The organism is Vitiosangium sp. GDMCC 1.1324 (genome assembly GCF_003044305.1).
Lineage (GTDB): Bacteria > Myxococcota > Myxococcia > Myxococcales > Myxococcaceae > Archangium.
On the sequence record NZ_PZOX01000010.1, the window covers coordinates 61,405 to 84,241 of the forward strand.

20 protein-coding genes are annotated in these 22,837 nt (G+C 68.9%); 11 read left to right on the forward strand and 9 right to left on the reverse strand.

From position 1 onward, the window contains the following. Positions 1–19 precede the first annotated feature (19 nt). Positions 20–991 (reverse strand): homoserine kinase, encoded by a 972-nt coding sequence (locus DAT35_RS27615; RefSeq protein WP_108070436.1) that lies wholly within the window; start codon positions 989–991, stop codon positions 20–22. A 148-nt stretch (positions 992–1,139) separates the two neighbouring features. On the opposite strand from DAT35_RS27615, the gene DAT35_RS27620 reads away from it, so the two are divergent. Then, positions 1,140–2,735 (forward strand): tetratricopeptide repeat protein, encoded by a 1,596-nt coding sequence (locus tag DAT35_RS27620; RefSeq protein WP_108070438.1) that lies wholly within the window; start codon positions 1,140–1,142, stop codon positions 2,733–2,735. 12 nt (positions 2,736–2,747) lie between these two features. Here the strand turns inward: DAT35_RS27620 and DAT35_RS27625 are convergent, their stop codons facing one another. The 3 genes from DAT35_RS27625 to DAT35_RS27635 are packed head-to-tail and all read right to left on the reverse strand — an operon-like array spanning position 2,748 to position 6,668. Beyond that, a complete protein-coding gene (locus tag DAT35_RS27625) occupies positions 2,748–3,239 on the reverse strand; it encodes a hypothetical protein (RefSeq protein ID WP_108070440.1) in 492 nt (163 codons plus the stop codon). An 18-nt stretch (positions 3,240–3,257) separates the two neighbouring features. Next, positions 3,258–4,598, reverse strand: a complete 1,341-nt coding sequence (locus DAT35_RS27630) for a cyclic nucleotide-binding domain-containing protein (RefSeq protein WP_108070442.1) — start codon at positions 4,596–4,598, stop codon at positions 3,258–3,260. Positions 4,599–4,640: 42 nt separating this feature from the next. Then, on the reverse strand, positions 4,641–6,668 hold the full coding sequence (locus tag DAT35_RS27635; protein ID WP_146209904.1) for an FHA domain-containing protein: 2,028 nt from the start codon (positions 6,666–6,668) through the stop codon (positions 4,641–4,643). A gap of 355 nt (positions 6,669–7,023) precedes the next feature. Between DAT35_RS27635 and DAT35_RS27645 the strand changes: the two genes are divergently transcribed. From DAT35_RS27645 to DAT35_RS27655, 3 genes are all read left to right on the forward strand, one after another. Beyond that, positions 7,024–8,286: an acyltransferase gene (locus tag DAT35_RS27645; protein ID WP_108070448.1), complete on the forward strand. Its 1,263-nt coding sequence runs from the start codon at positions 7,024–7,026 to the stop codon at positions 8,284–8,286. A gap of 264 nt (positions 8,287–8,550) precedes the next feature. Next, positions 8,551–9,462, forward strand: a complete 912-nt coding sequence (locus DAT35_RS27650; protein ID WP_233261769.1) for an MbnP family copper-binding protein — start codon at positions 8,551–8,553, stop codon at positions 9,460–9,462. Between the two features lie 32 nt (positions 9,463–9,494). Beyond that, positions 9,495–10,631, forward strand: a complete 1,137-nt coding sequence (locus DAT35_RS27655; protein ID WP_108070452.1) for a methanobactin export MATE transporter MbnM — start codon at positions 9,495–9,497, stop codon at positions 10,629–10,631. Here the strand turns inward: DAT35_RS27655 and DAT35_RS27660 are convergent, their stop codons facing one another. From DAT35_RS27660 to DAT35_RS27680, 5 genes are all read right to left on the reverse strand, one after another. Further along, positions 10,632–12,416 (reverse strand): cupredoxin, encoded by a 1,785-nt coding sequence (locus DAT35_RS27660; RefSeq protein ID WP_108070454.1) that lies wholly within the window; start codon positions 12,414–12,416, stop codon positions 10,632–10,634. It abuts the gene before it with no gap. A 2-nt stretch (positions 12,417–12,418) separates the two neighbouring features. Next, a complete protein-coding gene (locus tag DAT35_RS27665; RefSeq protein ID WP_108070987.1) occupies positions 12,419–13,297 on the reverse strand; it encodes a cytochrome c family protein in 879 nt (292 codons plus the stop codon). A 14-nt stretch (positions 13,298–13,311) separates the two neighbouring features. Then, positions 13,312–13,776, reverse strand: coding sequence for a copper chaperone PCu(A)C (locus DAT35_RS27670; RefSeq protein ID WP_233261749.1), 465 nt, complete (start codon positions 13,774–13,776; stop codon positions 13,312–13,314). Beyond that, the gene (locus DAT35_RS27675; protein ID WP_108070456.1) at positions 13,773–14,411 is read right to left on the reverse strand and encodes an SCO family protein; all 639 of its coding nucleotides are present in this window, start codon (positions 14,409–14,411) and stop codon (positions 13,773–13,775) included. The genes DAT35_RS27670 and DAT35_RS27675 overlap by 4 nt, the downstream gene beginning before the upstream one ends. Positions 14,412–14,501: 90 nt before the next feature. Next, on the reverse strand, positions 14,502–15,527 hold the full coding sequence (locus DAT35_RS27680; protein ID WP_108070458.1) for a deoxyhypusine synthase: 1,026 nt from the start codon (positions 15,525–15,527) through the stop codon (positions 14,502–14,504). 367 nt (positions 15,528–15,894) lie between these two features. Here DAT35_RS27680 and DAT35_RS27685 point away from each other — a divergent pair, with 367 nt between their 5' ends. The 7 genes from DAT35_RS27685 to gspC all read left to right on the forward strand — a co-directional run bounded on the left by DAT35_RS27685 (position 15,895) and on the right by gspC (position 22,831). Continuing rightward, the gene (locus tag DAT35_RS27685) at positions 15,895–17,244 is read left to right on the forward strand and encodes a hypothetical protein (protein WP_158501903.1); all 1,350 of its coding nucleotides are present in this window, start codon (positions 15,895–15,897) and stop codon (positions 17,242–17,244) included. Between the two features lie 90 nt (positions 17,245–17,334). Then, complete coding sequence (locus DAT35_RS27690; RefSeq protein WP_108070462.1) at positions 17,335–18,324, forward strand: ParB/RepB/Spo0J family partition protein; 990 nt, start codon at positions 17,335–17,337, stop codon at positions 18,322–18,324. A gap of 138 nt (positions 18,325–18,462) precedes the next feature. After that, entirely contained in the window at positions 18,463–18,936 is a 474-nt protein-coding gene (locus DAT35_RS27695; RefSeq protein WP_146209906.1) for a hypothetical protein, read from the forward strand. Continuing rightward, positions 18,920–19,387, forward strand: coding sequence for a hypothetical protein (locus DAT35_RS27700; protein ID WP_108070466.1), 468 nt, complete (start codon positions 18,920–18,922; stop codon positions 19,385–19,387). The genes DAT35_RS27695 and DAT35_RS27700 overlap by 17 nt, the downstream gene beginning before the upstream one ends. A gap of 197 nt (positions 19,388–19,584) precedes the next feature. Further along, entirely contained in the window at positions 19,585–20,223 is a 639-nt protein-coding gene (locus DAT35_RS27705) for a hypothetical protein (protein ID WP_233261750.1), read from the forward strand. 100 nt (positions 20,224–20,323) lie between these two features. Next, positions 20,324–21,724 carry a sigma-54 dependent transcriptional regulator gene (locus DAT35_RS27710; RefSeq protein WP_108070470.1) on the forward strand — a complete coding sequence of 467 codons (1,401 nt, stop codon included), beginning with the start codon at positions 20,324–20,326 and terminating at the stop codon, positions 21,722–21,724. A gap of 192 nt (positions 21,725–21,916) precedes the next feature. Continuing rightward, entirely contained in the window at positions 21,917–22,831 is a 915-nt protein-coding gene (gspC, locus tag DAT35_RS27715; protein WP_108070472.1) for a type II secretion system protein GspC, read from the forward strand. Positions 22,832–22,837: the final 6 nt, after the last annotated feature.

The following is a 22,837-nucleotide window of genomic DNA, read 5'->3' on the forward strand; positions in this document are numbered from 1 at the left end:
TGAGCCCCGCCGCGCGCGCTCACACGCCCACGAGCGCGCGCAGGCCCTCGGGCCCCATCTTCGCGAGGGCCCGGGCCCGGGCCAGGTAGGTGCGGAAGTCCTTCGGTGCCAATTTGTCAGGCGGCAGCCCGGAGAGGTGGAAATCGCGGATGCGGCTGGCCGTGTAACGCACTGCTCCGAAGAGCGCGTGGCCGAAGAGGCTCTCGCGCTCCACCGGCACCAGCGCGCGCTCCACTTGGTAGCCGCGCAGCAGCCCCCGGCACAGCTCCGGCCGGTAGGTGCCGTTGTCGAAGCACCACGCGTTGAGGGTGATGGCCACGTCCAGCGCGAAGAAGTCCCGGCACGCCATCTCGAAGTCGAAGAAGGCGCTCACCCGGTCCCCCAGCCACTTCACGTTGTCCAGGAAGAGGTCCGCGTGGATGACGCCGCGCGGCTCCAGGCCTCCGCGCGCCGACTCGGCCCGCTCCAGGTAGCCCTCCAGCTCCCCGGCGATGGCCGACAGTTCCGCGTCCGGGTGACGTTTGAGCCCCTCCAGCCAGCCGCGCACCACCTCCGGGCCATACGGGTTGGCGCGCTCGCCGCCGAAGGACAGGCTGATGCGGTGCAGCTTGCCCAGCTCCAGCCCCAGCGCCTCCAGGTGTTCGGGGGTGAGCTGTGCGCGGGTGAGCTCCTCGCCCGAGAGCCACGCGAAGACACACGCCCGGCCTCCCTCCCACTCCAGGAAGGGCGCGCCCTCGCGCGTGGAGACGAGCCGCGGCGAGGGGAAGTGTGACTCGTTGAGCAGCGTCAGCAGCGCCGCCTCGAAGCGCAGATCCTCCGCCGAGCGCACCGTGGTGTGGCGCACGAAGTAGCGCCCCGAGGTCGTCACCAGCCGGGAGTTGGTGTTGATGGAACCCTGCGGAATGCCGGTGAACTCGCGCACGGTCCCCAGGCCATAAGCCTCCGCCAGCCGGTGGAAGGCCGCCGCGTCGAGCGTGGTGTAGAGCGCCATGATGATGTCCTGTCCGCGGCATACGCGCCGCGCCCGATGAGCCCCCCTCGTTGACGCTCCGGGGGGCCGTGCCTATCTACGAGCCACCCCATCGTCTCATCCATAAACATCTGAAACCATTCAAATTCTCGTTTCGGAGGCCACCCCCATGCCCGCGACGAACGGAAGCCACGACGGACCGAGGGACTGGCGGAGGCGGGAGAGCCTGCCGAGCGCGCTCGTGCAGGTAGCCGTGGTGGGAGTGCTGCTGGCGAGCGCGGTGACGTACGTGGTGCACCGGGGCTCGGTGCGCCAGCAGATGGGTGCGCGGATGAAGGCGGCGCGGACGCTGGCCCAGCGCGACAACCCGGCGGACCTGCGCAAGGCGCTGGCCGAGCTGGAGGCCCTCTTCCGGCTGGACGCGGATGCGCGCGACGCCCAGGCCCTGGCGGCGGACGTGAACGCGCGGCTGTGGCTGGAGTACCGCCAGCCGGACGCCGAGGCCCCGGCCCGCGAGCACCTGGCACGCGCCGAGGCGTTGGACTCCCGCTCAGGCGAGCGCTACGGAACGCGGGCTCTCATCTTGCTGGCCGAGGGCAAGGCCACCGAGGCGGAGCAGTTCCTGGAGGGGCTGAAGGCGCAGGGCGCCAAGAGTCCCAAGCTGTCGCTGGCGGAGGCCCAGGCGCTGCTGGCGCGCGGGCGGCTATCGGAGGCGCGGCAGGCCTTCGCGCGAGCCAGCGAGGCGGCCTGGCGGGAGCCGCGCTACCCCGTGGCCCACGGGGAGGCCCTGCTCGACGAGGGCCTGTACGCCCAGGCCGCCGAGGCGTTGAAGAAAGCCACGGCCGCCAACCCGGACCACCTGCGCGCGAGGCTCTCCCTGGCACTCGCGCGGCTGTACCAGGGCACGGGACGAGACGAGGCCACCAAGATCGTGACGGATGTGCTGGCGCGCGAGGCCGAGCTCTCCCCGGCGTTGAAGGCCCGGGCCCGGGTGGTACGGGCCGCGGTGGCACTGGCGGACGGCAACACGGACGAGGCGCTGAAAGACGCGGGTGAGGCGCTCGCCGCGTCTCCGGAGGAGCACCATGCCCTCTTCATCCGCGCGCGGGCGCTGGCCCTGAAGAAGGATCCGGGGGCTCGTGCTGCCTTCCAAGAGGCGGTGGCGAAGCGGCGGACGGCCCCCCTGCTCTACCTGGACGGCGCGAGGGCCTTGCAAGAGGCGGGGGATGGCGAGGGCGCACTGGCGCTGCTGGATGCCTACGAGGCCGTCTTCCGCGGTGTCCAGGTGCCAGCTCCCGAGGGAAAGACGGTGGGCGCGCTGGAGCGGGATGAGCGGTACTGGCTGGCACGAGGCCACGTGCTGGAGGCGCTGGCACGCGCGGATGACGCGATGGCGGCGTACGACCGGGCCCTGGCGGTGAAGGGCGTGGGCATGGCGCGGGCGCAGTACGCGAAGGCGGCGCTGCTGCTGGCGCGCAAGGACTACGACACGGCCCGGCCCCTGCTGGTGGAGGTGGCGCCGGAGAGCGGCATGGGCACCCTCCCCGAGGCCTACGAGGCCATGGGCGAGCTGCTCTTCGCGAAGGGCGAGTTCGCCCACGGCTGCCAGCACTACTTCTTCGGGCTCACCCGGGCGCGCCTGCAGGGGGCTCCGCTGGAGGCGCTCAAGGTCAAGGCCTCGGACGTAGAGAAGCACCTGGCGGCCGCGGGCCAGCCCACCATGGCCAAGGCGTGGAAGACCGAGACGGACGCGCTGCTCCAGTAGGCGCGCAAGGGCTCAGAACAGCTCGGTCGGGCTCAGGGGGCGGTGTTTGGCCTGCACCACCCGCCACTCCCCATCGCTCTGCTTCTCGAAGGTGCCTTCGATCAGGTAGGCGCTCAGCACGCTGTCCTGCGCCAGCTTCTCGAGCTGATCCGCCTCCGAGCGGCCGAAGATGATCTTCACCTGCACGTCGCCCCGGCTGGGGTTCACCTCGGTCACCTGCAGGTCGCGCACGAAGACGCGCATCCAGTTGCCCCTGAGCACCTGGCCCAGCAGCACGCCCTTCACGTCCTGTTTGCTCCACCCCTCGCCCGAGCTGAAGGTGTCGGAGACCCCCGCCATCAGCTCGGCCATGTCCTTGCGCTCGGCGGCATCCGTCATCTTCACCACCTTGCGCGTGATGGCCTCCTTCACCCCGGGCTCCTCCTGGGGCCAGAAGGCCAGCACCCCGCCGGCCGCCAGCAGCGCCAGCACCACCCCCAGCACGTGCCCTCTCGACAAGGTCATCCGAGTGCTCCCACGGCCTCAGGCCGTCCCCGTTCCTTCGCTCTCCAGCAAGAGCTCGTCCGCGTCGAGGATCTCCGCGGGCCGCAGCGCCTCGCCGATCTGCTTCAGCCGGCGATCCGAGAGCTGCTCCAGGTACTTCTTGATGTGCGGATAGGTCTTCACCAGCTCGTGGAAGGCCGCGCGCTCCAGGAAGGCCGCCGCCGTCTTGCGCGCGGACACCACCGTGGCCGTGGCACGCAGGCCGGTGAGCAGGGAGATCTCCCCCGCCACCTCGCCCTCGCGCAGCACGCCCAGGCGCACGGCGCCACCGGCCGGGTCGTCCTTCTGCACCACCAATTCGCCCGCGAGCACCAGGAAGAGGCCCGGCGAGTGCTCGCCCTCCACCAGCACCTTCTCCCCCGGCTGCAGCGCGCGGAAGGCGAAGCGCTGCAGCAGCGCGGTGCGCTCGGACTCGGGCATGGGCTGGAACAGCGGCGAGGTGGCCGTCAGGTTCCGCTCCATGCGCTTCTGCGCGAAGTTGGCCAGCACCTGCGGCATCGCGGGGAAGCTCTTGGCCACCGCATTGAGGTGCTCGCGGCGGATCTCGAACACCTCCATGTCCGAGACGGCCGTGATGGTCGCCGAGGGCGGAGCGCCCGTGAGCAGCGACAGCTCGCCGAAGATGGAGCCGCCGCCGAGGAAGCCCAGCGTGCGCGCCTCGCCCTCCACCTGCCGCGTCACCTCGGCCTTGCCGGCGACGATGACGTGCAGCCGGTCCGAGGCCGCGCCCTCGGCGCTCACCACCTCGTCGGGCTTGATGGAGCGCAGGCCCATGCGGCCCACCAGGTCGATGAACGCATCGAGCTCCAGGTCCGCGAAGAGCGGCAGCGGGGGCCGGTCGTTCGGGTTGGCGGCACCACCCGGGTCCGGCGCGGCGAGCACCTCGATGGCGCGATCGCTCAGCTCCTCACCGGACAGTCCCATCAGGTCCGTGTCCACCTTGCCGTCATAGAGCGTCTCCGGCGGCAGCGGCGGGGGCACCGAGGCACGGCCCGCCACGTTGCGCGCCGCGCGAGTGTGCAGACGCACCAGCGTGTCCTTGAGCCGCCGCTCCTGGGGTGCCAACTCCAACCCCAGCTTGCATGCCGCCATCGCGGACAGCAGGTAGTCGCGCCGCAACAGGCCCTCGGCACAGGCGTGATACGCGGTTACCGCCCGCTCACGCTCTCCCAACTCCGACAGGCAGCGCGCGGCCAACATCCGCGAGCGGTGATCCGCGGGCACCCGGCGTACCGCCTCGGCGAACACCGCGAGCGCACGCTCGAACTGCCGGTCCTCCAGCAGATCCAGCCCGAGCTCCCGCAACGATGACTCGTTCATCCCTCTCCTCCACGAACCATGGGGGGTGACCCTACTCCATCCCTACTGTTCCAGCGCCTGGAGTTGTGCCTGTGCCCTGCTCTTGAGCTCGGAACCCTCGGCCGCAAGCTGGGCGATCAACCGGAACTTCTCCGCCGAGCCCTCGGGATCTCTATCCCGCTGGATGTAGGCCTGCTTGAACAGATCGCTCAGCTTGCCCTGGATGGCCTCCATGCCGGACTGGACCTTGGGGTCGTCCGGGTTCAGCCGCAGGGCCTCATTGAAGTAGGTGGCGGCGTTGGCCACGTCATTGCGAGCCAGGGCGGCCTTGCCCGCGACGACGGCGGACGAGGCGAGCTGACCGTTGAGGGTATCCCCGAGGGCCCCCTTGAAGCCCATCTGCCGGTACAGGTCCGCCGCCGAGCGCAGCGGGCGCGCCGCGGACTCCAGCGCGTTGGCCTGCAACTTGCGCTGCGCGTCCTGGTAGAGCCGCGCGAACTGGGGGATGAGCTTCTTGAGCGCCTTGGCCCGATCGCGGATCTCCTTGTCGTCCGAGTGGTCCTCGATGACCCGGTCGCACTCGAGCACCGCACGCGAGTAATCCCCCGCGTTGAAGCGCGACTCCACGCCGCTGAAGGCGGAGGCGATGAACGCCTCGCGCTGCTCCTTCGCCCTGCGGGCCGCGGCGGCTCTCTGGGCCCGGTCCTGGGCGGCGGCGTCCTTGGCGGCCTCGGCGAGCATCGCCTCCAGATCCCCCACCTTGCCCAGATAGAGAGGCTGGCGCTCCAGGGGCAGCCGCTGGATGAGAGCCCGAGCCCCCTCCGCGTCCTGGGCCTCCAGCGCCGCTTCCACCTGCTTCACCAGGAAGGCGACCTCCCCCAGCGCCAGCTCGGCGTCGAGCGTCTCCCGCTGCTGCTCCGTGGGCTGCATGGTGCTGGTGGGCGTCTTCGTCAGCAGCTCGCGCGCCTCGGTGAACTTGTTCTCGCCCGCCAGCTGGCGCACCTGGGCATACGCCTCCACGATGGCCAGCTCCTTGCGCGCCGCGTCCAGGAGGCCGCCCTCCGCGTCCACGCCCGCGAAGGTGGCGTCCGCCTCTTCGGCCAGCTTCACCGCCTTCTCGTACTCGCCCATCCGGAAGGCGACGCGCGCCTCCTTCATCAGTCCCCGAGCCTGCTCCTGCTTCGGGTTGGGAGGCGGCGGAGGGGGCGGACCCCGCTTGCTGAAGAGCGCCCCAACTCCGATGAGGGCCACCAGCAGCACCAGCACGCCCGCCACGATGAGCCCCACCGGGTTGCTCTTGGGCGGGGCGCGGCGCGGGATGTCCTTGATGGAGCGGATCTGCGTCTTCTTGTCCTTCTCGCCGTCGACTCCCTCTGCGTTGGCGCCCTCCTCACCTCCGGCAGCCGCGGCCTCGGCGGCCTTCTTCTTGGCCTCTTCCTTCTCGCGGGCCTTGCGCTCGGCCTCTTCCTTCTCCTTGCGCTCGGCCTCCTCGGCCGCCACGCGCATCTGCTTGATGCGCTCCTGCTCGTCGACGAAGCGGATCCTCGTGCGGCCGATGGCGATGACGTCGTCGTGCTTGAGCTTGCAGTCTTCCACGCGCTCATCGTTCACGCGCGTGCCGTTGCCGCTGACCAGGTCGCGCAGCAGCACACCATTCTCGCCGCCGAACACCAGCTCCACGTGGCGGCGCGACACGGACTGATCCAGGAGCACGACGTCGCAGTCCTGCCCCCGCCCGATGACCATGCGCACGCCCCTGAAGCGCTTGCGCCGGCCCTTGTCCGGGCCCTCGATGATCTCCAACGTCAGGGGCGGACCGGCACGCGTGGCGTCCGGATTGTCGTCATCGTCCTCCTGGACGGGCGTGCCATCCTCGTCATAGGACCCCGTGTCATAGGAGCCCTCGTCGCCGGACTCGTTCCCGGCCACGTCGCCCGTATCCTCGGAAGACTCGTACGCCTCCTCTTCCTGGGCAGCAGGGCGACGCACCGCGCTGACGGACTTGATGCGGGTACGATCCTGCGAAGCCGGCATCGATTCGCCGGACGGCTCGGCGGGCCTGCGGGGTGAGCGGCGATCAGGGGGAGCCATGCGGGCTCGCATATTAGAGACCCCCGGAAACGCATCCAACCCCGCTGAACGAAAGGCCTTCCGGGCGCCAGCGGACCGCGTTCAGCCCCCTGGAAGCGGATCACCCGTCGTCGACCACGAGCGAAGAAAAACACACATGTAGGCCCAAGACCCACCCGCATTCGTAGTCGACGACGAGTGCTCGCAGCTCCCGGCCATTTTCCTGGCGGACAGAAGCGGCCAGCAGACGGCGCACCGTTTGTCCTGTGATGGCGCCCCCGGTTCCCGCGAACGTCATCGACTCCAGTACCACGCAGATCAACGTCACGCCCGCCGCTCTGTGCGGCAGCGGAACTCCCGGATATACGCCGGAACCATGGACGGGACCGACCCTTTCTTCCTCACCCTGGAGAGCCGATGGCACTGGGTGGGAGCGCTGAGCGCGCTGGCGGTGGCGCTGGCGACGGCAGCGTGGCTGCTGCGGCGTGACGCCTTCTTCCGAAAGGAGGTGGAAGCCGCGCTGGCGGACCCGTCCTACAACACTCAGCTCGAGGGCCTTCGGGGGTTGCTCGCAACGGGCGTGTTCCTCTGCCATGCGATCGCGACCCGGACCCTGCTCACCGTCAATGAGTGGAAACACCCTCCCCACGGAGAGATCCTCGAGAACGCCGGAACCTCCTCGGTGATGATCTTCTTCTTCATCACCGGCTATCTCTTCTGGTCGCGCGCCCGGAAGGGGCCGCTCCACCCCGTGGCGTTTCTGCGCGCCCGGGTCCGTCGGCTGGTCCCCGCGTACCTGGCAAGTGTGGGCGCCATCTTCCTCATCGTGGCGGTGCTCTCGGGTGGCACGCCGCGGCTCCCGTTGGCGGTGCTCGGCAAGCAGGTGGTGGACTCGCTGACCTTCTGCCTGTTCACCGGCTACTTCCAGGATCTCAACGGCGTCCCCCTGGCGAACCTGATCGACGCGGGCGTCGTCTGGTCCCTGCGGTTCGAGTGGATGTTCTACGCGCTCCTGCCAGCCATTGCCTGGGCGGCACCACGCTGGCGGTGGCTCTGGCTCGCGGTGGGGCTCGCGGTGTTCAGGTGGGCGTGCCCGAGCCCGGTGCTCCAGTCGATCCTCGACGCCACCCGGTTCGCCCACCCGTACTTCCTCCATGGCTTCCTGCCCGGAATGCTCATCGCGTACCTGGTGGAGCTGGCGCCGTTCCAACGGCTGGCGCGAAGCGGGGTGGGCCAGGTACTGCCGCCCTTGCTGGCGGGCTGGCTGACCGTGACGATGCACCCGGAATGGGATCTCCTCCACTCCGCGGTCTTCGGCAGTGCGTTCGCGCTGGTGGCCGGAGGGAGCTCGGTGTTCGGTCTACTGAAGACCCGACCGCTGCTGTGCCTGGGGAAGATGAGCTACAGCATCTACCTCTTCCACGGCATTGTGCTGTTCCTCGTCACCCGGACCGTCGCCGCGTTCGTGCCGATGCGGTCCATCCCCATGGCGGCGTATTGGGGACTGATCGCCGCTACCTCGGTGGGAGTCATCGCCGTGAGCGGATGCGTGTACCGGTACGTCGAGTGGCCGTTCCTCCGCAAGGAGACGGCGAAGCGGCGGGAGGTGCTCCCCGCCGCCGTCCCGCTCGCCAAGTGACGAGCGATTGGACCCTCACCCCCGGCCCCACACTCCGAGGGCCTGTCGGCCCGTGCGGACAGGAAGCGTCAGGGTAATGCCGCCCCAACCATCGCGCCCCCGCACGCGCTCCATGGCTCTCGGACCTTGAGAGTGGTGAACACCTCCAGCACGCCGGGTGGGAGCGATATGCCCGAGGGGACGAGACGTTCGCCCTGTGGCCAACATGCGGCCGTCCCTTCGATGCGACACAATGCCGCACGAAGCAGCGGAACCGTGACTGCTATGGCTGGCATCACCTACTCCGCTGGCCATGCCCAGCACGTCCCGAGGTGGATGATGAAGTTCCTGAAGAAGCCTCTCCCGACCTGGCTGCTGATCTCCGCGCTCCCCCTGCTCCAGGCGTGTGGTGGAGATGGCTCCGCCCAGAAGAAGTTCACCGTGAGGTTCAGCCCGCAGGTGGGCGAGCAGCCGCTGCGCTGCGACACCTCCTATCCCCACATCGGCAAGACGGGCACCACCATCGAGCTGCTCTACTTCAAGCTCTACGTGCGGGACGTCACGCTGGTGCGCGCCAACGGAGAGAGGCACCCGCTCGTCCTGGACCAGGACGGAAAGTGGCAGCAGGACACCATCGCGCTGCTCGACTTCGCGGACGGGACGGGCACCTGCGACACCGACAACCCCGACACCCGCGTGGAGGTGGTGGGCCAGGCGCCGGACTTCAATGACTATACCGGCGTGGAGTTCAAGATCGGTCTGCCCGAGGAGAAGAACCACCTGAGCTTGACCGCTCCGCCGCCGCTCGGCCTGCCGGGAATGTGGTGGGGCTGGACGGCCGGCTACAAGTTCATGCGCCTGGACGTGCGTAGCTCGATGAATGACAGCTGGGTCTTCCACCTGGGCGCGTCCGGCTGCACCGGCAACACGGCCGAGGGCTACACCTGCGCCAGCACCAACCAGTCCACGGTGTCCTTGAGCGGTTTCGATTCGACGAAGAACCAGGTGGTGCTCGACGTGGCGGCCCTCTTCGCCGACTCGGATCTCGACCACGCCATCGACAACAAGACGGACCACGACGCCGGCTGCATGTCGCACCTCAGCGACCCCGAGTGCCCTGCGCTCTTCGCCCAGGTGGGGCTGGCGGCGGATGGCACTCCGCAAGCCGTGCCCGCCTCGTTCATCCGCGTCCGCTGACCCGCGCCGCGGAGTGAAAGGAGTCCACCCCGATGCCCTCACGAGCCCTGTTGACGTGGAGCACCGCGCTGCTGTCGGTGCTGCTCCTCACCGCCTGTGGCGAGGAGAAGAAACCCTATGCGTGGCAGTTGCCACCGGGCTTCCCGGAGCCCTTCGTCCCCGCGGACAACCCCATGTCCGAGGAGAAGGTGGTGCTGGGCCGCTACCTCTTCTACGACGAGCGCCTGTCCGGCAACGGCACCATGGCCTGCGCGAGCTGCCACGAGCAGAAGCGGGCCTTCAGCGACGGCAAGGCCACGCCCACCGGCTCCACGGGGCAGCATGTCGCGCGCAACTCGCCCGGCCTGGCCAACGTGGCCTACCTCGCCACGTACACCTGGGCCAACCCCGTGCTCGACACGCTGGAGAAGCAGGCGGTCGTGCCACTCTTCGCGGAGGCGCCGATCGAGCTGGGCATGGGCACGCGCCCGGACGAGGTGTTGCAGCGGCTGCGCGACGACGCGCGCTACCCTGCCCTGTTCCGCGAGGCCTTCCCGGACGACGAGCAGCCCATCACCAAGGACAACGTCGTGAAGGCGATCGCGTCCTTCCAGCGCACGCTGCTGTCGGGCAACTCCCCCTATGACCGCTACCTCCAGGGGGACATCAACGCCCTGTCCGCCTCCGCCAAGCGGGGCCTGGAGCTGTTCTTCGGTGAGCGCGCCGAGTGCTACCACTGCCACAGCGGGCCACACATGACGAACTCCTTTCGCTCGAAGGACACGGTGCTGACCGAGCGGGACTTCCAGAACACGGGCCTCTACAACGTGGACAGCCAGGGCGCCTACCCGGCGGACAACACCGGCCTCTTCGAGTTCACCGGCCTCGCCAAGGACATGGGCCGCTTCCGGGTGCCCGGCCTGAGCAACGTGGCCCTGACGGCGCCCTACATGCACGACGGCAGTATCGCCACCCTGGAGGGCGTGTTGGACCACTACATGGCCGGCGGGCGCGACGTGACGAGCGGCCCCTACGTGGGGGATGGACGGACGAGCCCGTTGAAGAACCCGCTGGTGCGCCCCTTCGACCTGAACGCCCAGGAGCGCGCGGACCTCATCGCCTTCCTGGAGAGCCTCACCGACACGGACTTCGTGAACGACCCGAGGTTCAGCAACCCCTTCGAGGAGTAGTCACGGGGCCCGGCCGGGCAAGGGGGCGAGCTGGGGCTGGCGCTCGGAGAACACGCGCCAGGAGAGCCGCTCGCCCCCGGTGGAGTGGTTGGGCATGTGGCAATGGACGACGAAGTCCCCGGCCATCCTCGGAAACCCCTCCGTCCCGGCAGTGGCCAGGGTGAGGCCACGGCCTGGGCTCAGGAGGTGGGGCAGCTCGAGTGAAGAGCCCGAGGAGGGCCGGGCACCACGGCCCCGGCGCTCGTCCCAACCATGCAGGTGATGGACGTGGAACTCCGCGCTTCCCGCGTGCGCCACGCGCAGCTTGACGGGCTCGCCCAGGTACGAGCGAAGCAGTGGAGTCGCCAGCCCTCGGGTGGTGGCGCGGCGCGGCTCGCCGTCCTCGGACAGGAGCGCCTCCCGCTCGAAGTGGGGCTCGCTGCGGTAGTTGACGGCGAAAGCACCGGGCCGGAAGGGACCCGCCATCTCGTCCAACACGGGCAGGAGAGCGCCACGGGCGGAGCGCACGTCGGCCACCTCGGGCGGACCCATGGCGTGGTAGAGGAGCACCATCTCCCGGAAGGCCTCGCCCGAGGGAACGTCGATGATGGCCTCCCACCCACTGCCGCGCCGCAACGGCTCGCCCGTGGACGAGTCCCGGTACACCGCACCCGCTGGCTCCAGGACGAGCGCTCCGAAGAGCCCGCGCGCCTCGCGCTCCCCACCGTCCTCCGAATCATGCAGAAGGTAGATGCCCTCCTCGGCCACCGGCTCGGACAGGGAGAGGACGTACGTGAGGCGCTGGCCTGGATCCACGGACGTACCCGGAACGAACCCACCGGCACTGCCCCTCACGGTGGCTCGCAGGCCCTCGATGCGCAGCGCCGCGGGCCCGTCGGCCAGCCGGTTGGTGAAGTGGAGGACGAGGCACTCCCCCAGGTTGGCGCGCAATACCAGCGGCTGGAGGGGCCCGGCATTCCTCTCCTTCTCCCGGACGGCCGGCAGCTCCTCTTCGAGGACGTACATGAAGCTCCGCGGCACATGATCCCCCCACGCATTGAGCGGGAGGTCCACGGAGATGGCCGCCACGAAGTACGACCTCACCGGAGCACCCGGAAGACACCCACTCTCCTCCTCGCGAGGGGACGGTTCGCCTGGAAGAGGACGCTCCCCATCCGTCTTCCAGACCCAGAAGAGCCCCAGGCAGAGCAGGAGCGGAAGGAGACTCCCGACGGCACGTGAGCGGGACGCGGCGGGCCTCGAGCGGCGACGCAGCAGGAGGAGCATCAGGGGAAAGACGGGAACCTGAAGCAACAACGCATCCCGCACTCCGGCCTGGGCCACGGCCACCCGAGAGTCATTCTCCCGCACCACCGAAGCAGTGGGGACCTCTTGAGCAATCGCGGCACAGAGGAAGCGATCCGCGCGCTCCCCATCTGGGCCAGCGACGGAGACAGCCCCCCTCGCCTGTGCTCCCGTTGGCTGACGCGGGACGTTGCGGCCGAAGGTCACGGGGAGCAGCATCAAGAGGAAGCTCGAGGACACGGCGGCGGCCTTCTGCACCGTCGTCCGGGCCAGACCGCCGCTCCGAGGACGAGGGCCCGCGAGGGACAGTGCCACCACGGCCACGAGGAAGAGGCTCGCCGCGTCCCGGGCGAGCCGAGGCCCCAACACGCTCACCGGCATGCCGAAGTCCCCCGAGAGGAACCACAGCAGGACCAACTCCCAACCCAGCAGGCCGAGCGTGAGGAGGACGGCGAGCCGCACCAGCGTTCGCCACCACGGCCTCGCGGACTCACCGTCCATGCTCACTCCTCCGCTCGCGAGCCCACGAGGTAGCTGATGAGATCCGCCATCTCCTGCTGCGACAGCACCTCTCCATACAGAGGCATGATGCTGGGGCGGGAACAGGGAGCCTGCCCGGAGCACTCCGGGGCGATGAAGGCGTTCGGGTCGAGCAGGGACTCGTAGGCGTACTGCGCCGCGCTCTGGCCCGCGACGCGGGTGGCGCCCACCCGGGCGAAGTCGCCGAGAGAAGGCCCGAGGCGGGGACTGTCCGGCTCCGCGGGATTGCCGTGGCAGGAGATGCAAGCAAGCCGGCCCCGGTAGAGCGCGGAGCCCGCGACCGCGTCGCCCTGTGGGAGCCCTTCCACGAGCCGGGGCCATCGCGCCACCGGGGCTCGCGGTGGAGCAGCACCCTGGGGCCGCTGCGTGGAGAAGAGCAACGCGCGCTCCACTCCCCTCCGCCACTCCAGACGAAGGGCCTCCGGAGTGGGCGGTACATCGAAGCTCAGTGTCACGGGCAAGAGCTCCGCGGGCCGCAGGGTGAACGCGGTGGAGCCCTCCAACGTGGGCGCCCACACCGTGCCCTCCGAGGATTCAGCGAGGAAGAGCTCCCGGGGAGCGAAGTCCCGCGGGGTACGCCCCGGATTGAAGAGGGTGAGCGTCACGGAGAGCCGGCGCTGACCGGGTTTCGGAGCGCCCTCCGAGGAGGGCAGAGAAGCCGCGTCGCCATGGTCCGTTGGCTCGTGCATCCAGACGGCGCGCTCGAGCCGAAGTCGAAGCCCTCCCAGCTCCGCTTCCCGGCGTGGCTGGAGGAGCCGCGCGCGGACGACGAGCACGCTTCCGGCGAAAGTGGCCAGCAGCACGAGGACCAGGAGGGCTCGCGCCCATGAGTGCGCGAACATGAAGCCCCTGGAGCTCACGGCTCGTCGGCACCGGGCGGTGAAACGGGAACGACGAGCTGGAGGGTGCCCGCCTTCTCGAAGTGGAGGGTGAGGGATAGCTGCGCGGGCGCGTCCCGGACGGAGTACAGCATGAGGTGCTTGCCACCCGGCCTCAGCTCGACGCGGCCTCCCGCTGGCACCACGAAGCCCTCGGGCCTCGCGAGCATTCGCAGGACCTCTCCCTGGGCAACCACCTCGTGCATCTCCACCCGCTCGGCGGTGGAAGTCTCGGCGGAGAGGAGCCGATCCTCCTGCGCAGCGGTATTGACCAGCGTGAGGTAGACAGCCCCGACCTGAGCGGGGGTCAGCCGGGCGCGAGCCCGCTCCACGCGAAGCCCGGGCTGGACCGGAAGGGGCGCCTGCGTCTCCGAGCAGGAGCAGCCCCCCATGAGCACGGCCACGAGAACAACCACCGCCCGGCCTTCGCGTCCGTGACTCACGGCGAGCCCTCCTCCGAGAGGAGCCGGTCGACCTCCGCCCGGAGTTGCTCAGCGGTCACGGTATAGGGGATGCGAGCGCGCAATGCGCCCCGCTTGTCGATGAGGAAGTAGGCCCCCGTGTGGTCGACGGTGTAGGGGATGTCCCCGGCAAACGGATGCTCCCGGTAGCGCGTGGCCTCCGGGTAGCGGCGGGACGCGGTGACGCGGTAGGCGGCCAGCACCTCCGAGAGCGCCTGTCCCTCCAGACGCAGGCCGATGAAGCGGGGGTTGAAGGCATGCACGTACGCCTCGAGCCGCTCCGCGCTATCGCGCTCCGGATCCACGGAGACGAAGACCACCTCCACATTCTGGGAAGCAGTGCCCAGCAGCCCATAGAGGTGGGCGAGCCGAGACAAGGTGGTGGGGCACACGTCCGGGCAGGTCGTGTAGCCGAAGGACAGCACCACCACCCGCCCCCGCTGCTCGCTCAGCCGGAAGACACCGCCGGAGGCCCGAGGAGCCTCCAGCACCGGAGCGGGACGCACCGGCTCCACGGCGAAGTCCTCACCCTGGCCGCGCTGGCAACTGGCAGCCAGCAGCAGCGCGGCCCATGGCGACAACCACCGCCAGGCCAGTCCACGCCTTCGTGCGCCCATGTCGAGCCCCCCTGCCGGGCAGGTGGGGGCTGAGTTAAGGCGGATGAGCCGGACAGGCGAGGTGCCCTGGAAGGCGATTCATCTGTCGGGTCAGAGACACGCCTCGACCAGCCTGCGTGCGGGCCGCTTCTCCCAGGAGCGCTGATGGAAGGCGTAGCCCACCACCAGGGGCATCGTCACCGTGGCCTCGCCGTACACCATCTGCTCGTGGGTGGTGGCCACCTTGCCCCAGCTGCTGGCCTCCCGGAGCGTGGAGCCGGAGAGGGCTCCGTCGCGCTCATCGGCGACCGTGAGCTGCAGGGCGTACTTGTGCATGGGGACGGGCTGGCCGATGAAGTCCGCGGCCACGACCACATCCTGGGCGAAGTTCTTCGGCACGCCTCCGCCCACCATGAAGAGCCCCGAGTCCTTCAAGGCGAGCCGGCAGCGCGTGAGCTCCAGGAAGTCCCGTGCGCTGTCGATGGACAGATGGGGCCTGCCCCGCCGCTCCCACTGATGGTGGACGAGGCCGAAGCCCGCCGAGCAATCACTGAAGGCCGGGCAGAAGATGGGGACACCCGCCTCCCAGGCGGCGAGCACCACGCTATCGCGCGTCTTGCCATGCCGAGAGAGGTAGCGCCCCATCTCGCCGATGAACTCCCGAGACGAATAGGGACGCGGCTCCAGCTCGCTGGCGAGCTTCGCCACGGTGGCGTCGCACACACGCAGCTCGTCCTCGTTGATGAAGGTGTCGTAGATGCGATCGATGTGCAGCTCGCGCAGGGCGTTGTCGTCCGCATACGGGCTGCCCAGGTAGTGCCGGAAGCCGAGGCCCTCGAAGAAGTCCTGGTCCACGATGAGGGCCCCGGTGGACACGATGGCGTCCACCATGCGGTGGCGCACCATGTCCACCACCACCTGCTTGAGGCCGGCCGAGAAGAGCGAGCCGGCCAGGCAGAGGATGACGCCGCACGGCTCATCGCTCAGCATGGCGTCATAGAGCGAGGCCGCCCGGTGGAGGTTGCGGGCCTGGAAGGCCATGTGTCCCATGGCCCTCACGAGCGGGCGCACGTCGTGGGTCTTGATGTCGATGTGCTCGACGGTGTCGCGGAGCAGCTCGGATTGAGAGGGGTTCATCTTGCTTGCGTCCAACGCAGCCGGTGGAACATCCCGGGGACTCTGGGCCACAAGCAAAGCCACCCGGAGCGTCCTACGGTTCAACCGTGAGGTGAACCGCCATCGAGACGCCGAATGGCTTGCGCGGATGCACCTACCACGAACCGGCGCGGGCACGCGAGCGGGAAGCGTGGGCCCGCATCGGAGCACGGCAACCGCATCCCTTCGACGATGGGCGGTGACACATCCCGGAACGAGAAGTGTTCCAGGGACGCGGGCCGAGAAGCCCGCTCTCTCACCACCTGGAGCCGATGTCATGTCCCGAGCCGTCCCTGGGCCCGAGGGTCACCGCCCTCCGTCCGTCCCCGTCCAGGCTGTCTCAGTTGCCATGCTGGTACATCTGTTCACCGGATGCAGCCCATCCCCCTCCCCTCCCCCGCCCGCCACCTCGCCCACCTTCAGCGAGCACGTCGCCCCCATCATCGAAGCGCAGTGCGTGTCGTGCCATCGAGAGGGAGGCGTCGCGCCCTTCCGGCTGGACAGCTACGCCGGCGCGCGAGACTACGCCCAGGCCATCAAGGCGGCCACCTCGGCGCGGACCATGCCGCCCTGGGGCGTGGAGAGCGACGGGAGCTGCAACACGTTCCGTGACGCGCGCTGGCTGAGCGACGAGCAGATCGACACCATCGCCCGCTGGGTGGATGCCGGCGCGCCCGAGGGAGCACCAGGCTGGAAGCCACAACCGGTGGCGTCCTCCTCGCTCGGTGCGGGCGCGCTCGAGCTGGCCATGTCGGCGCCCTACACGCCGGCCCCCAGCGAGGCCAGCACCACGGATGACTACCGCTGCTTCCTGCTCGACCCGAAGCTGGACGAGAGCCGCTTCATCACGGGCTTCGAGGTGCTGCCGGGCAACACCGCGCTCGTGCATCATGCGCTCGTCTACTCGGTGGATCCGGCGCAGGTGGTAGGCCAGACAGAGGACGGGCAGCCCATCACCAATGGACAGAGGATGGAGGCCCTCCAGAAGGAAGCGGGCCCGAAGGGTGGATGGCCCTGCTTCGGCGCCGCGGGCGAGGGCGTCACCCCCAACGGCTTGAGCGTCACCTGGGCGCCGGGCACGGGCGTGACGCACTATCCCGAGGGGACGGGGCTGGCCCTGGCCAAGGGGCATCAGCTCGTCATGCAGATGCACTACCACCTGCACACGTCGGCCGCCCACCTGATGCACGAGGAGACCGGGGGCACGGACCAGACGCGGCTCCGGCTGGAGCTGACTCGGAGCGTGGCCCGGCCCGCCATCTCGGTTCTCCCCGACGAGTTCCTCAACACCCGGGGCACGCCCCGGGAGCAGCCGCTCCCACCGGGCCAGGCCGCCGTCCCGGTCGAGTGGACCATCCCCGGGCAGGTGGCGATGAGCTACGTGGAGGAGATCATGGGCATGAAGCCCTCGCGCATCGACGTCTATGGCGTCTTCCCGCACATGCACGGAGCCGGGCGCGAGCTGAGCGCCACCTTCGAGGGCAAGGGCACCTCCACCTGCGCGGCCCAGGTGTCCCGGTGGGACTACAACTGGCAGCGGACGTACTTCTACGAGACGCCCCTGAGCTGGACGGCGGAGCAGTCGATACACGTGAAGTGCACCTACGACACGCGCGGGTACAGCAAGCCCATCCGTCCGGGACTCGGGACGGAGGACGAGATGTGCCTCTTCGGCCTCTACATGGTGCCGGTGCCATGAGGTGACACAGGCACGGGGCCGGGCGCGAATCCCCCTGCACCCGGCCGCCGCGATGACCTAGGGTCCTCCTTCCGCGACAAGGGGGACCCCATGGCAGCGAAGTCACCGCGCAAGAAGGCAGCGACCACCACGACGACCCGCCGGCCCCGCCGCAAGAAGGCCGAGCCCGCCTCCAAGGGACTCAACGCCGCCGAGGTGGCGAGCGAGGCCGCCACCCCACCTGTCGAGTTGGTGCAAGGCATCCAGGAGGACGGCGGCCAGGTGCTGAGCGTCTACCGGGATCCGCTCGGCGGGCACACGGTGGTGTTCGCCGCCCTGCCCATCGACAAGGTCGAGCCCACTCCCTATCAGCGAGACGTATCCGAGCCGCACATCAAGAGGCTGGCCTCGGCGATGGAGCGGCTGGACCGCTACCTGGATCCCATCATCGCCATCCGCAAGGAGGGCCGGTACTGGACGCCCAACGGCAACCACCGGCTCCAGGCGTCGAAGCTCCTGGGCGGCAAGTCCATCATGGCGCTGGTGTTGCCCGAGGAGGACGTGGCCTATCAAATCCTCGCGCTCAACACGGAGAAGGCCCACAACCTGAAGGAGCGCTCGCTCGAGGTCATCCGCATGCACCGGGGCCTCACCGGAGCGAGGGCCGGGCGCGAGTCCGCCTTCGCGCACCTCTTCGAGGAGCCGGCGTTCCTCACGCTCGGAGCCGCCTACGAGAAGCGCCCGCGGTTCTCCGGAGGCGCCTACCATCCCTTCATCAAGCGGGCGGAGTCCTTCCTCGACCTGCCTCTGGCCGAGGCGCTTCAGGTGCGAGAGACCCGCGCCGACAGGCTGCTGGAGCTGGACGACGCGGTGGCGAAGGTGGTGGAGGGCCTCAAGGCGCGGGGCATGCAGAGCCCCTACCTCAAGAACTTCGTGGTGGCCCGCATCAACTTCCTCCGCTTCAAGAAGGAGGGCCCGGTCGAGTTCGAGCCCACCGTGGCCCGGATGATCTCCAGCGCCCAGCGGTTCAACCTGGACAAGGTCAACCGCGAGGACCTCAGCAGGATGAGTGGCCCCCTCCTGGCCGAAGACGCAGAATAGGCCATGGAGCGCGCGCAGAGGAACACCGGTCCAGGAGCGCGGTGTTGGGCGGCCCTGCTTCTCGTGTGGATGCTCGCCGGCTGCGCTACGGCTCCCGGCACGCAGGCCCCCTCCACCTGGAGCCAGGGGGCGTCACGATTGAGAACGCCGCTGAGCCCCGCTTCGCCGCCGCGGCTCCTGTTGGCCATGAGCGACGGCCCGGCGACTGGTGCAGAGCCCACCAGCCCGGCTATCCAGGGCTACAACGTCCCCGGCCGGAATCCCAACTCGCAAGCACCCTGGAAGTTCTTTCTCGGCAACGCCGCGCACCGGATGATTGCGTACATGTATGGCGTTAACCACCCAGGCGGCCAGATCTATTACAACACCGCGACAATCAAATTCATCCTCGAAGAAGCGAGGCTCGGGGACACGTCCCGCCTGCGTCCGGACGAGCGCAATCTACGCCCGGACATCACCGACGTTGATGCACTGTCTGTCTTCGAGATCAAGCCCTGGAATGTTCAGGGCCTCCAGGAAGGCAGACGGGAAGTCACCCTCTATCTGGCTGCGTTGAACCGGGCCGCGGCGCCAAGAGTGAGCTTCTCGGGGGGGCATGGAATTCCAGGGTGAAATCCTCATCCGATTCGCCCAGGGGGAGCACATCTGGCGCCTGGAGTGGCAGACCACCGAGCCAGGAGTGGTCCCGTACCGCTGGACCCACAGCCAACAGCGCTTCGAGTCCAAGGAAGCGGCGTATGAGGCCGGGCAGTGGGTGGAGCTCACCGAGCAGGAGATGCGGCAGTACGGTGGGTGGGTGGCCCAGGCCGTGGAAGACATCGTCAACCGACGCGAGAAACTCGCCTCATTCAGTGGGGCCGTGGGCCTCGTCATCGACATCGTCGGCACCGCCGCGACGGCGACCTTCTCGAGTGCGATTTTCGGCCAGATGGGCTCGGGCTCGAAGGCTCAGCAGCCCCCCACTCAAGGAGGTGGGCAGGTCATCCCCTTCCCAGCCCGGCCTCCACCGACCGCGCCACCAGCCCGGGTGCCGGCCGCCGCGGGCATGTCCCTTCCTCAGTAAGGACTCGGCTTGATAGGACGCGCACCATGGCACCTGGACAGCCTGCTTCTCTTCAACTGCCGTCCTTCCTGCATGGCACCTTACGCTCGGTCCAGCAGAAAACGAGGAAGGAGGGCCTGCGGTGCGGCGAGCAATACCGCAAGGACGGCACCTTCCCCGCCCCTTCGCAGATGCTGGAGGTGCCTCCTGGCGAAGTAGTGCTGACGCACGAGGTGTCCGACTTCCAGCGCGAGCGCCCAGCCTGGCGGCTGTACATGGTGTCCACGCTCATGGGCAACTTGTCCGAAACCCTGTCCGGCGAATGGCAGAACCCGTTCCCCGTGAGGGATGCTTATGAAGCGTTCTTTCGCGAGACTGCCTGGGGCGCGCTGTACTTCGCGATTGATCCTGATGCTCCGAGGAGCGCGGCGCTCACGGCGCTGCGCCTCCAGGCGGCGCTACGCTTCTGGGAGCCGCTTCATTCCGCGCGCTACTTCTTCAAAACCCTCGGTGCCGCGCATACCCTGGAGGAATTGATGGCGGCCTCCTGCGCTTGGGCCATGGATGCGTGGTGCCCGGTAGGAGAAGCTTCGGTGCGTGCGCGCCTGGAGATCGCGGCGGAGCGTATGGCGCGGGCGACGCGGGAGGACAGCATCGAGGCCATCTTCCGGGAAATGCCGCGGGCCCTCGCATATGCCCGCAACCTGAAGAATCGGAACGTGGTGGCCGATCCCGCCTTCCAGCGCCAGCGCCTCCTTGCGCTCGATGCCGAAGATTTCGAGCGGGTGTCCGGTGCCTGCACGTCGGATCTGCTGGGGCTGCTGTATGCCTGGGATCGGCAACTCGGGAAGCACTAGCGGCAAACACCCGGCGGGATGATCTCCAGCGCCCGGTGGTTCTACCCGGACCCGTTTACCCGCGAGGACGCGGAATAAGGATTGCAAGGTAGCCAGCGCCATGACGACACCGCCCACCACCGTCCTGGTCGTCGATGACGACCGGGCCAACCTCGACTCGGTCGCTCGCATCTTCCAGCGCGAGGGCCTGGAGACGCTCATCGCCAGCAACGGCACCGAGGCGTTGGATCTGCTGCGCCGGCCCGAGGTCAGCGTGATGGTGACGGATCTGATGATGCCCGGCATGGACGGGCAGGAGCTGCTCAAGGCCTCGCGCACCATCCGTCCAGACGTGGAGGTGGTGCTGATGACGGCCTACGGCACGGTGGAGACGGCCGTGGCCGCCATGAAGGACGGCGCCTACGACTTCATCACCAAGCCCCTCAAGCGCCACTCGCTGGTGAAGTCGGTGCAGAAGGCGCTGGAGAAACACGACTTGGCCGCGGAGAACCGCGTCCTCAAGGCGAAGCTGGCCGAGATGGGAAGCACCGGCGGCCGCTCCATGGTGGGCCAGTCCCCCGCCTTCCGGGCGATGATGGACACCCTGCGTCAGGCCGCTCCCTCCACGGCCACGGTGCTGCTGCTGGGCGAGTCCGGCACCGGCAAGGAGCTGGCCGCCCGCGCCCTGCACGAGCAGTCCAACCGGGCCAAGGGCCCCTTCGTCGCCATCAACTGCGGCGCCCTCCCCGAGAGCATCCTCGAGGCGGAACTCTTCGGCGTGGAGCGCGGCGCCTTCACTGGCGCGGTGGCTCGCCGCGAGGGCCGCTTCGAGCGCGCCACCGGCGGCACCCTCTTCCTGGACGAGGTGGGCGAGATGCCCCTGTCCGCCCAGGTGAAGCTCCTGCGCGTGCTCCAGGAGGGTGAGCTCGAGCGCCTGGGTGGCACCCAGACCGTCAAGGTGGATGTCCGCATCGTGGCCGCCACCAACAAGGACTTGCAGCGCGAGGTGGCCGAGGGCCGCTTCCGCGAGGACCTCTACTACCGTCTCAACGTGGTGGAGGTGCGCATCCCCGCGCTCGCCTCGCGCCGCGAGGACATCCCCCTGCTGGCCGACGCCTTCCTGCGCCGCTTCGCCTCCAAGAATGGCAAGGTGCTGCGCGGCTTCTCCCCGGACGCCCTCTCCGTCCTGGAGAACTACGCCTGGCCGGGCAACGTGCGGGAGCTCGAGCACGCGGTGGAGCGCGCGGTGGTGCTCGCCCGGAGCGACGTGCTCGAGGTCAGCGACCTGCCCGAGACCGTGCGCAAGGGGCCCCAGGGCTCGGCCGGACAACTCGTCATCCCCATTGGCACCCCCATGGAGGAGGTGGAGCGCCGGGTGATCCACGAGACCCTGCGCCACACCAAGGGGGACAAGACGCTGGCCGCCCGCCTGCTGGGCATCGCGGCGCGCACCATCTACCGCAAGCTCGAGCGCGAGGCCTCGGGCGGCGGTGAGGGGCCCGGCTCGCCCCCCGCCGAGTGACAGCCCGTCATGCCGGCCGCCCGGCCGCTGACATTTTGTCCCACGCCGTCACGACGCCCGCTTCTGCCACCAGCGGTCCGGCTTATTCCGGAATGATTTCAAGTACTTGGCTGTAAGGGTCGGGCTGCCCGCTACCCTTCGTGAGTGGCACCCCGCTTGCTCAATCCCGGGCAGGCCCTCTCTGGACGCGTGATGGAACTCTTCTTCCGCAAGTACTTCTGGACCGTGAACCTGGTCTTCATCCTGCTCGTGGCCCTGTTGGCCGCGCGCACGGTGAACCTGTTCGTCGAGTCCGCCCTCACTCCCATGCCCTCGGGCGAGGTGTCGGCACGGCAGAAGGCGAAGCCCACGGAGGCGCTGGCCTCGCTGGATCTCAAGCGCCTGTCGGAGCTGACGGGCGTGAAGATCCCCGAGCCCGAGCCCGTCGTGGCCGAGCCCACCGCTCCGGCCGTGGACCCCAACGCCGCGCCCGTGAAGAGCGGCCTGCGGGTGAAGCTGCTGGGCACCCTGGTGGCCAACGACAACCTGTGGTCCGTGGCCTCGGTGCTGGACATGGGCAACCAGCGCTCCACCACGTACATGGTGGGCGACCGCATCCAGGGCGCCGAGGTCATCTTCATCGAGCGCGAGCGCGTCATCATCCTCAACAACTCCCGCAAGGAGTTCATCGACGGCCAGCCGGGAGATGGCGCTACGCCCGTGGCCTCCTACACCCCGCCGCCCGTGCCCAGCGGCCCGCCCGTGCAGCCGCCCAACGGCCTGGGCAATGGCATCAAAGCCGTCAGCGAAAACGACTACGAGGTGCCGCGCACGGAGATCGACCGCACGCTGGCCAACCTCAACGACGTGGCCATGCAGGCGCGCATCGTCCCCGCCTTCAAGGATGGCCAGGCCCAGGGCTTCAAGCTCTTCTCCATCCGCCCGGACTCCATCTACTCGAAGATTGGCGTCCAGAACGGCGACGTCATCAAGCGCATCAACGGCTTCGAACTCAACAGCCCGGAGAAGGCCCTCGAGGTCTACACCAAGCTGAAGGAAGCCTCTCGGATTGAAATCGAGCTGGAGCGCAACGGCTCGAGCATCCGCAAGAACTACACCATCCGCTAACCCACC

Excerpts from the sequence above, each read along its gene's own strand:
- DAT35_RS27615 (WP_108070436.1), bottom strand. The coding sequence starts at position 991 with ATGGCGCTCTACACCACGCTCGACGCGGCGGCCTTCCACCGGCTGGCG.
- DAT35_RS27620 (WP_108070438.1), top strand. The coding sequence starts at position 1,140 with ATGCCCGCGACGAACGGAAGCCACGACGGACCGAGGGACTGGCGGAGG.
- DAT35_RS27625 (WP_108070440.1), bottom strand. The coding sequence starts at position 3,239 with ATGACCTTGTCGAGAGGGCACGTGCTGGGGGTGGTGCTGGCGCTGCTG.
- DAT35_RS27630 (WP_108070442.1), bottom strand. The coding sequence starts at position 4,598 with ATGAACGAGTCATCGTTGCGGGAGCTCGGGCTGGATCTGCTGGAGGAC.
- DAT35_RS27635 (WP_146209904.1), bottom strand. The coding sequence starts at position 6,668 with ATGGCTCCCCCTGATCGCCGCTCACCCCGCAGGCCCGCCGAGCCGTCC.
- DAT35_RS27645 (WP_108070448.1), top strand. The coding sequence starts at position 7,024 with ATGGACGGGACCGACCCTTTCTTCCTCACCCTGGAGAGCCGATGGCAC.
- DAT35_RS27650 (WP_233261769.1), top strand. The coding sequence starts at position 8,551 with ATGGCTGGCATCACCTACTCCGCTGGCCATGCCCAGCACGTCCCGAGG.
- DAT35_RS27655 (WP_108070452.1), top strand. The coding sequence starts at position 9,495 with ATGCCCTCACGAGCCCTGTTGACGTGGAGCACCGCGCTGCTGTCGGTG.
- DAT35_RS27660 (WP_108070454.1), bottom strand. The coding sequence starts at position 12,416 with ATGGACGGTGAGTCCGCGAGGCCGTGGTGGCGAACGCTGGTGCGGCTC.
- DAT35_RS27665 (WP_108070987.1), bottom strand. The coding sequence starts at position 13,297 with ATGTTCGCGCACTCATGGGCGCGAGCCCTCCTGGTCCTCGTGCTGCTG.
- DAT35_RS27675 (WP_108070456.1), bottom strand. The coding sequence starts at position 14,411 with ATGGGCGCACGAAGGCGTGGACTGGCCTGGCGGTGGTTGTCGCCATGG.
- DAT35_RS27680 (WP_108070458.1), bottom strand. The coding sequence starts at position 15,527 with ATGAACCCCTCTCAATCCGAGCTGCTCCGCGACACCGTCGAGCACATC.
- DAT35_RS27685 (WP_158501903.1), top strand. The coding sequence starts at position 15,895 with ATGCTGGTACATCTGTTCACCGGATGCAGCCCATCCCCCTCCCCTCCC.
- DAT35_RS27690 (WP_108070462.1), top strand. The coding sequence starts at position 17,335 with ATGGCAGCGAAGTCACCGCGCAAGAAGGCAGCGACCACCACGACGACC.
- DAT35_RS27700 (WP_108070466.1), top strand. The coding sequence starts at position 18,920 with ATGGAATTCCAGGGTGAAATCCTCATCCGATTCGCCCAGGGGGAGCAC.
- DAT35_RS27710 (WP_108070470.1), top strand. The coding sequence starts at position 20,324 with ATGACGACACCGCCCACCACCGTCCTGGTCGTCGATGACGACCGGGCC.
- gspC (WP_108070472.1), top strand. The coding sequence starts at position 21,917 with ATGGAACTCTTCTTCCGCAAGTACTTCTGGACCGTGAACCTGGTCTTC.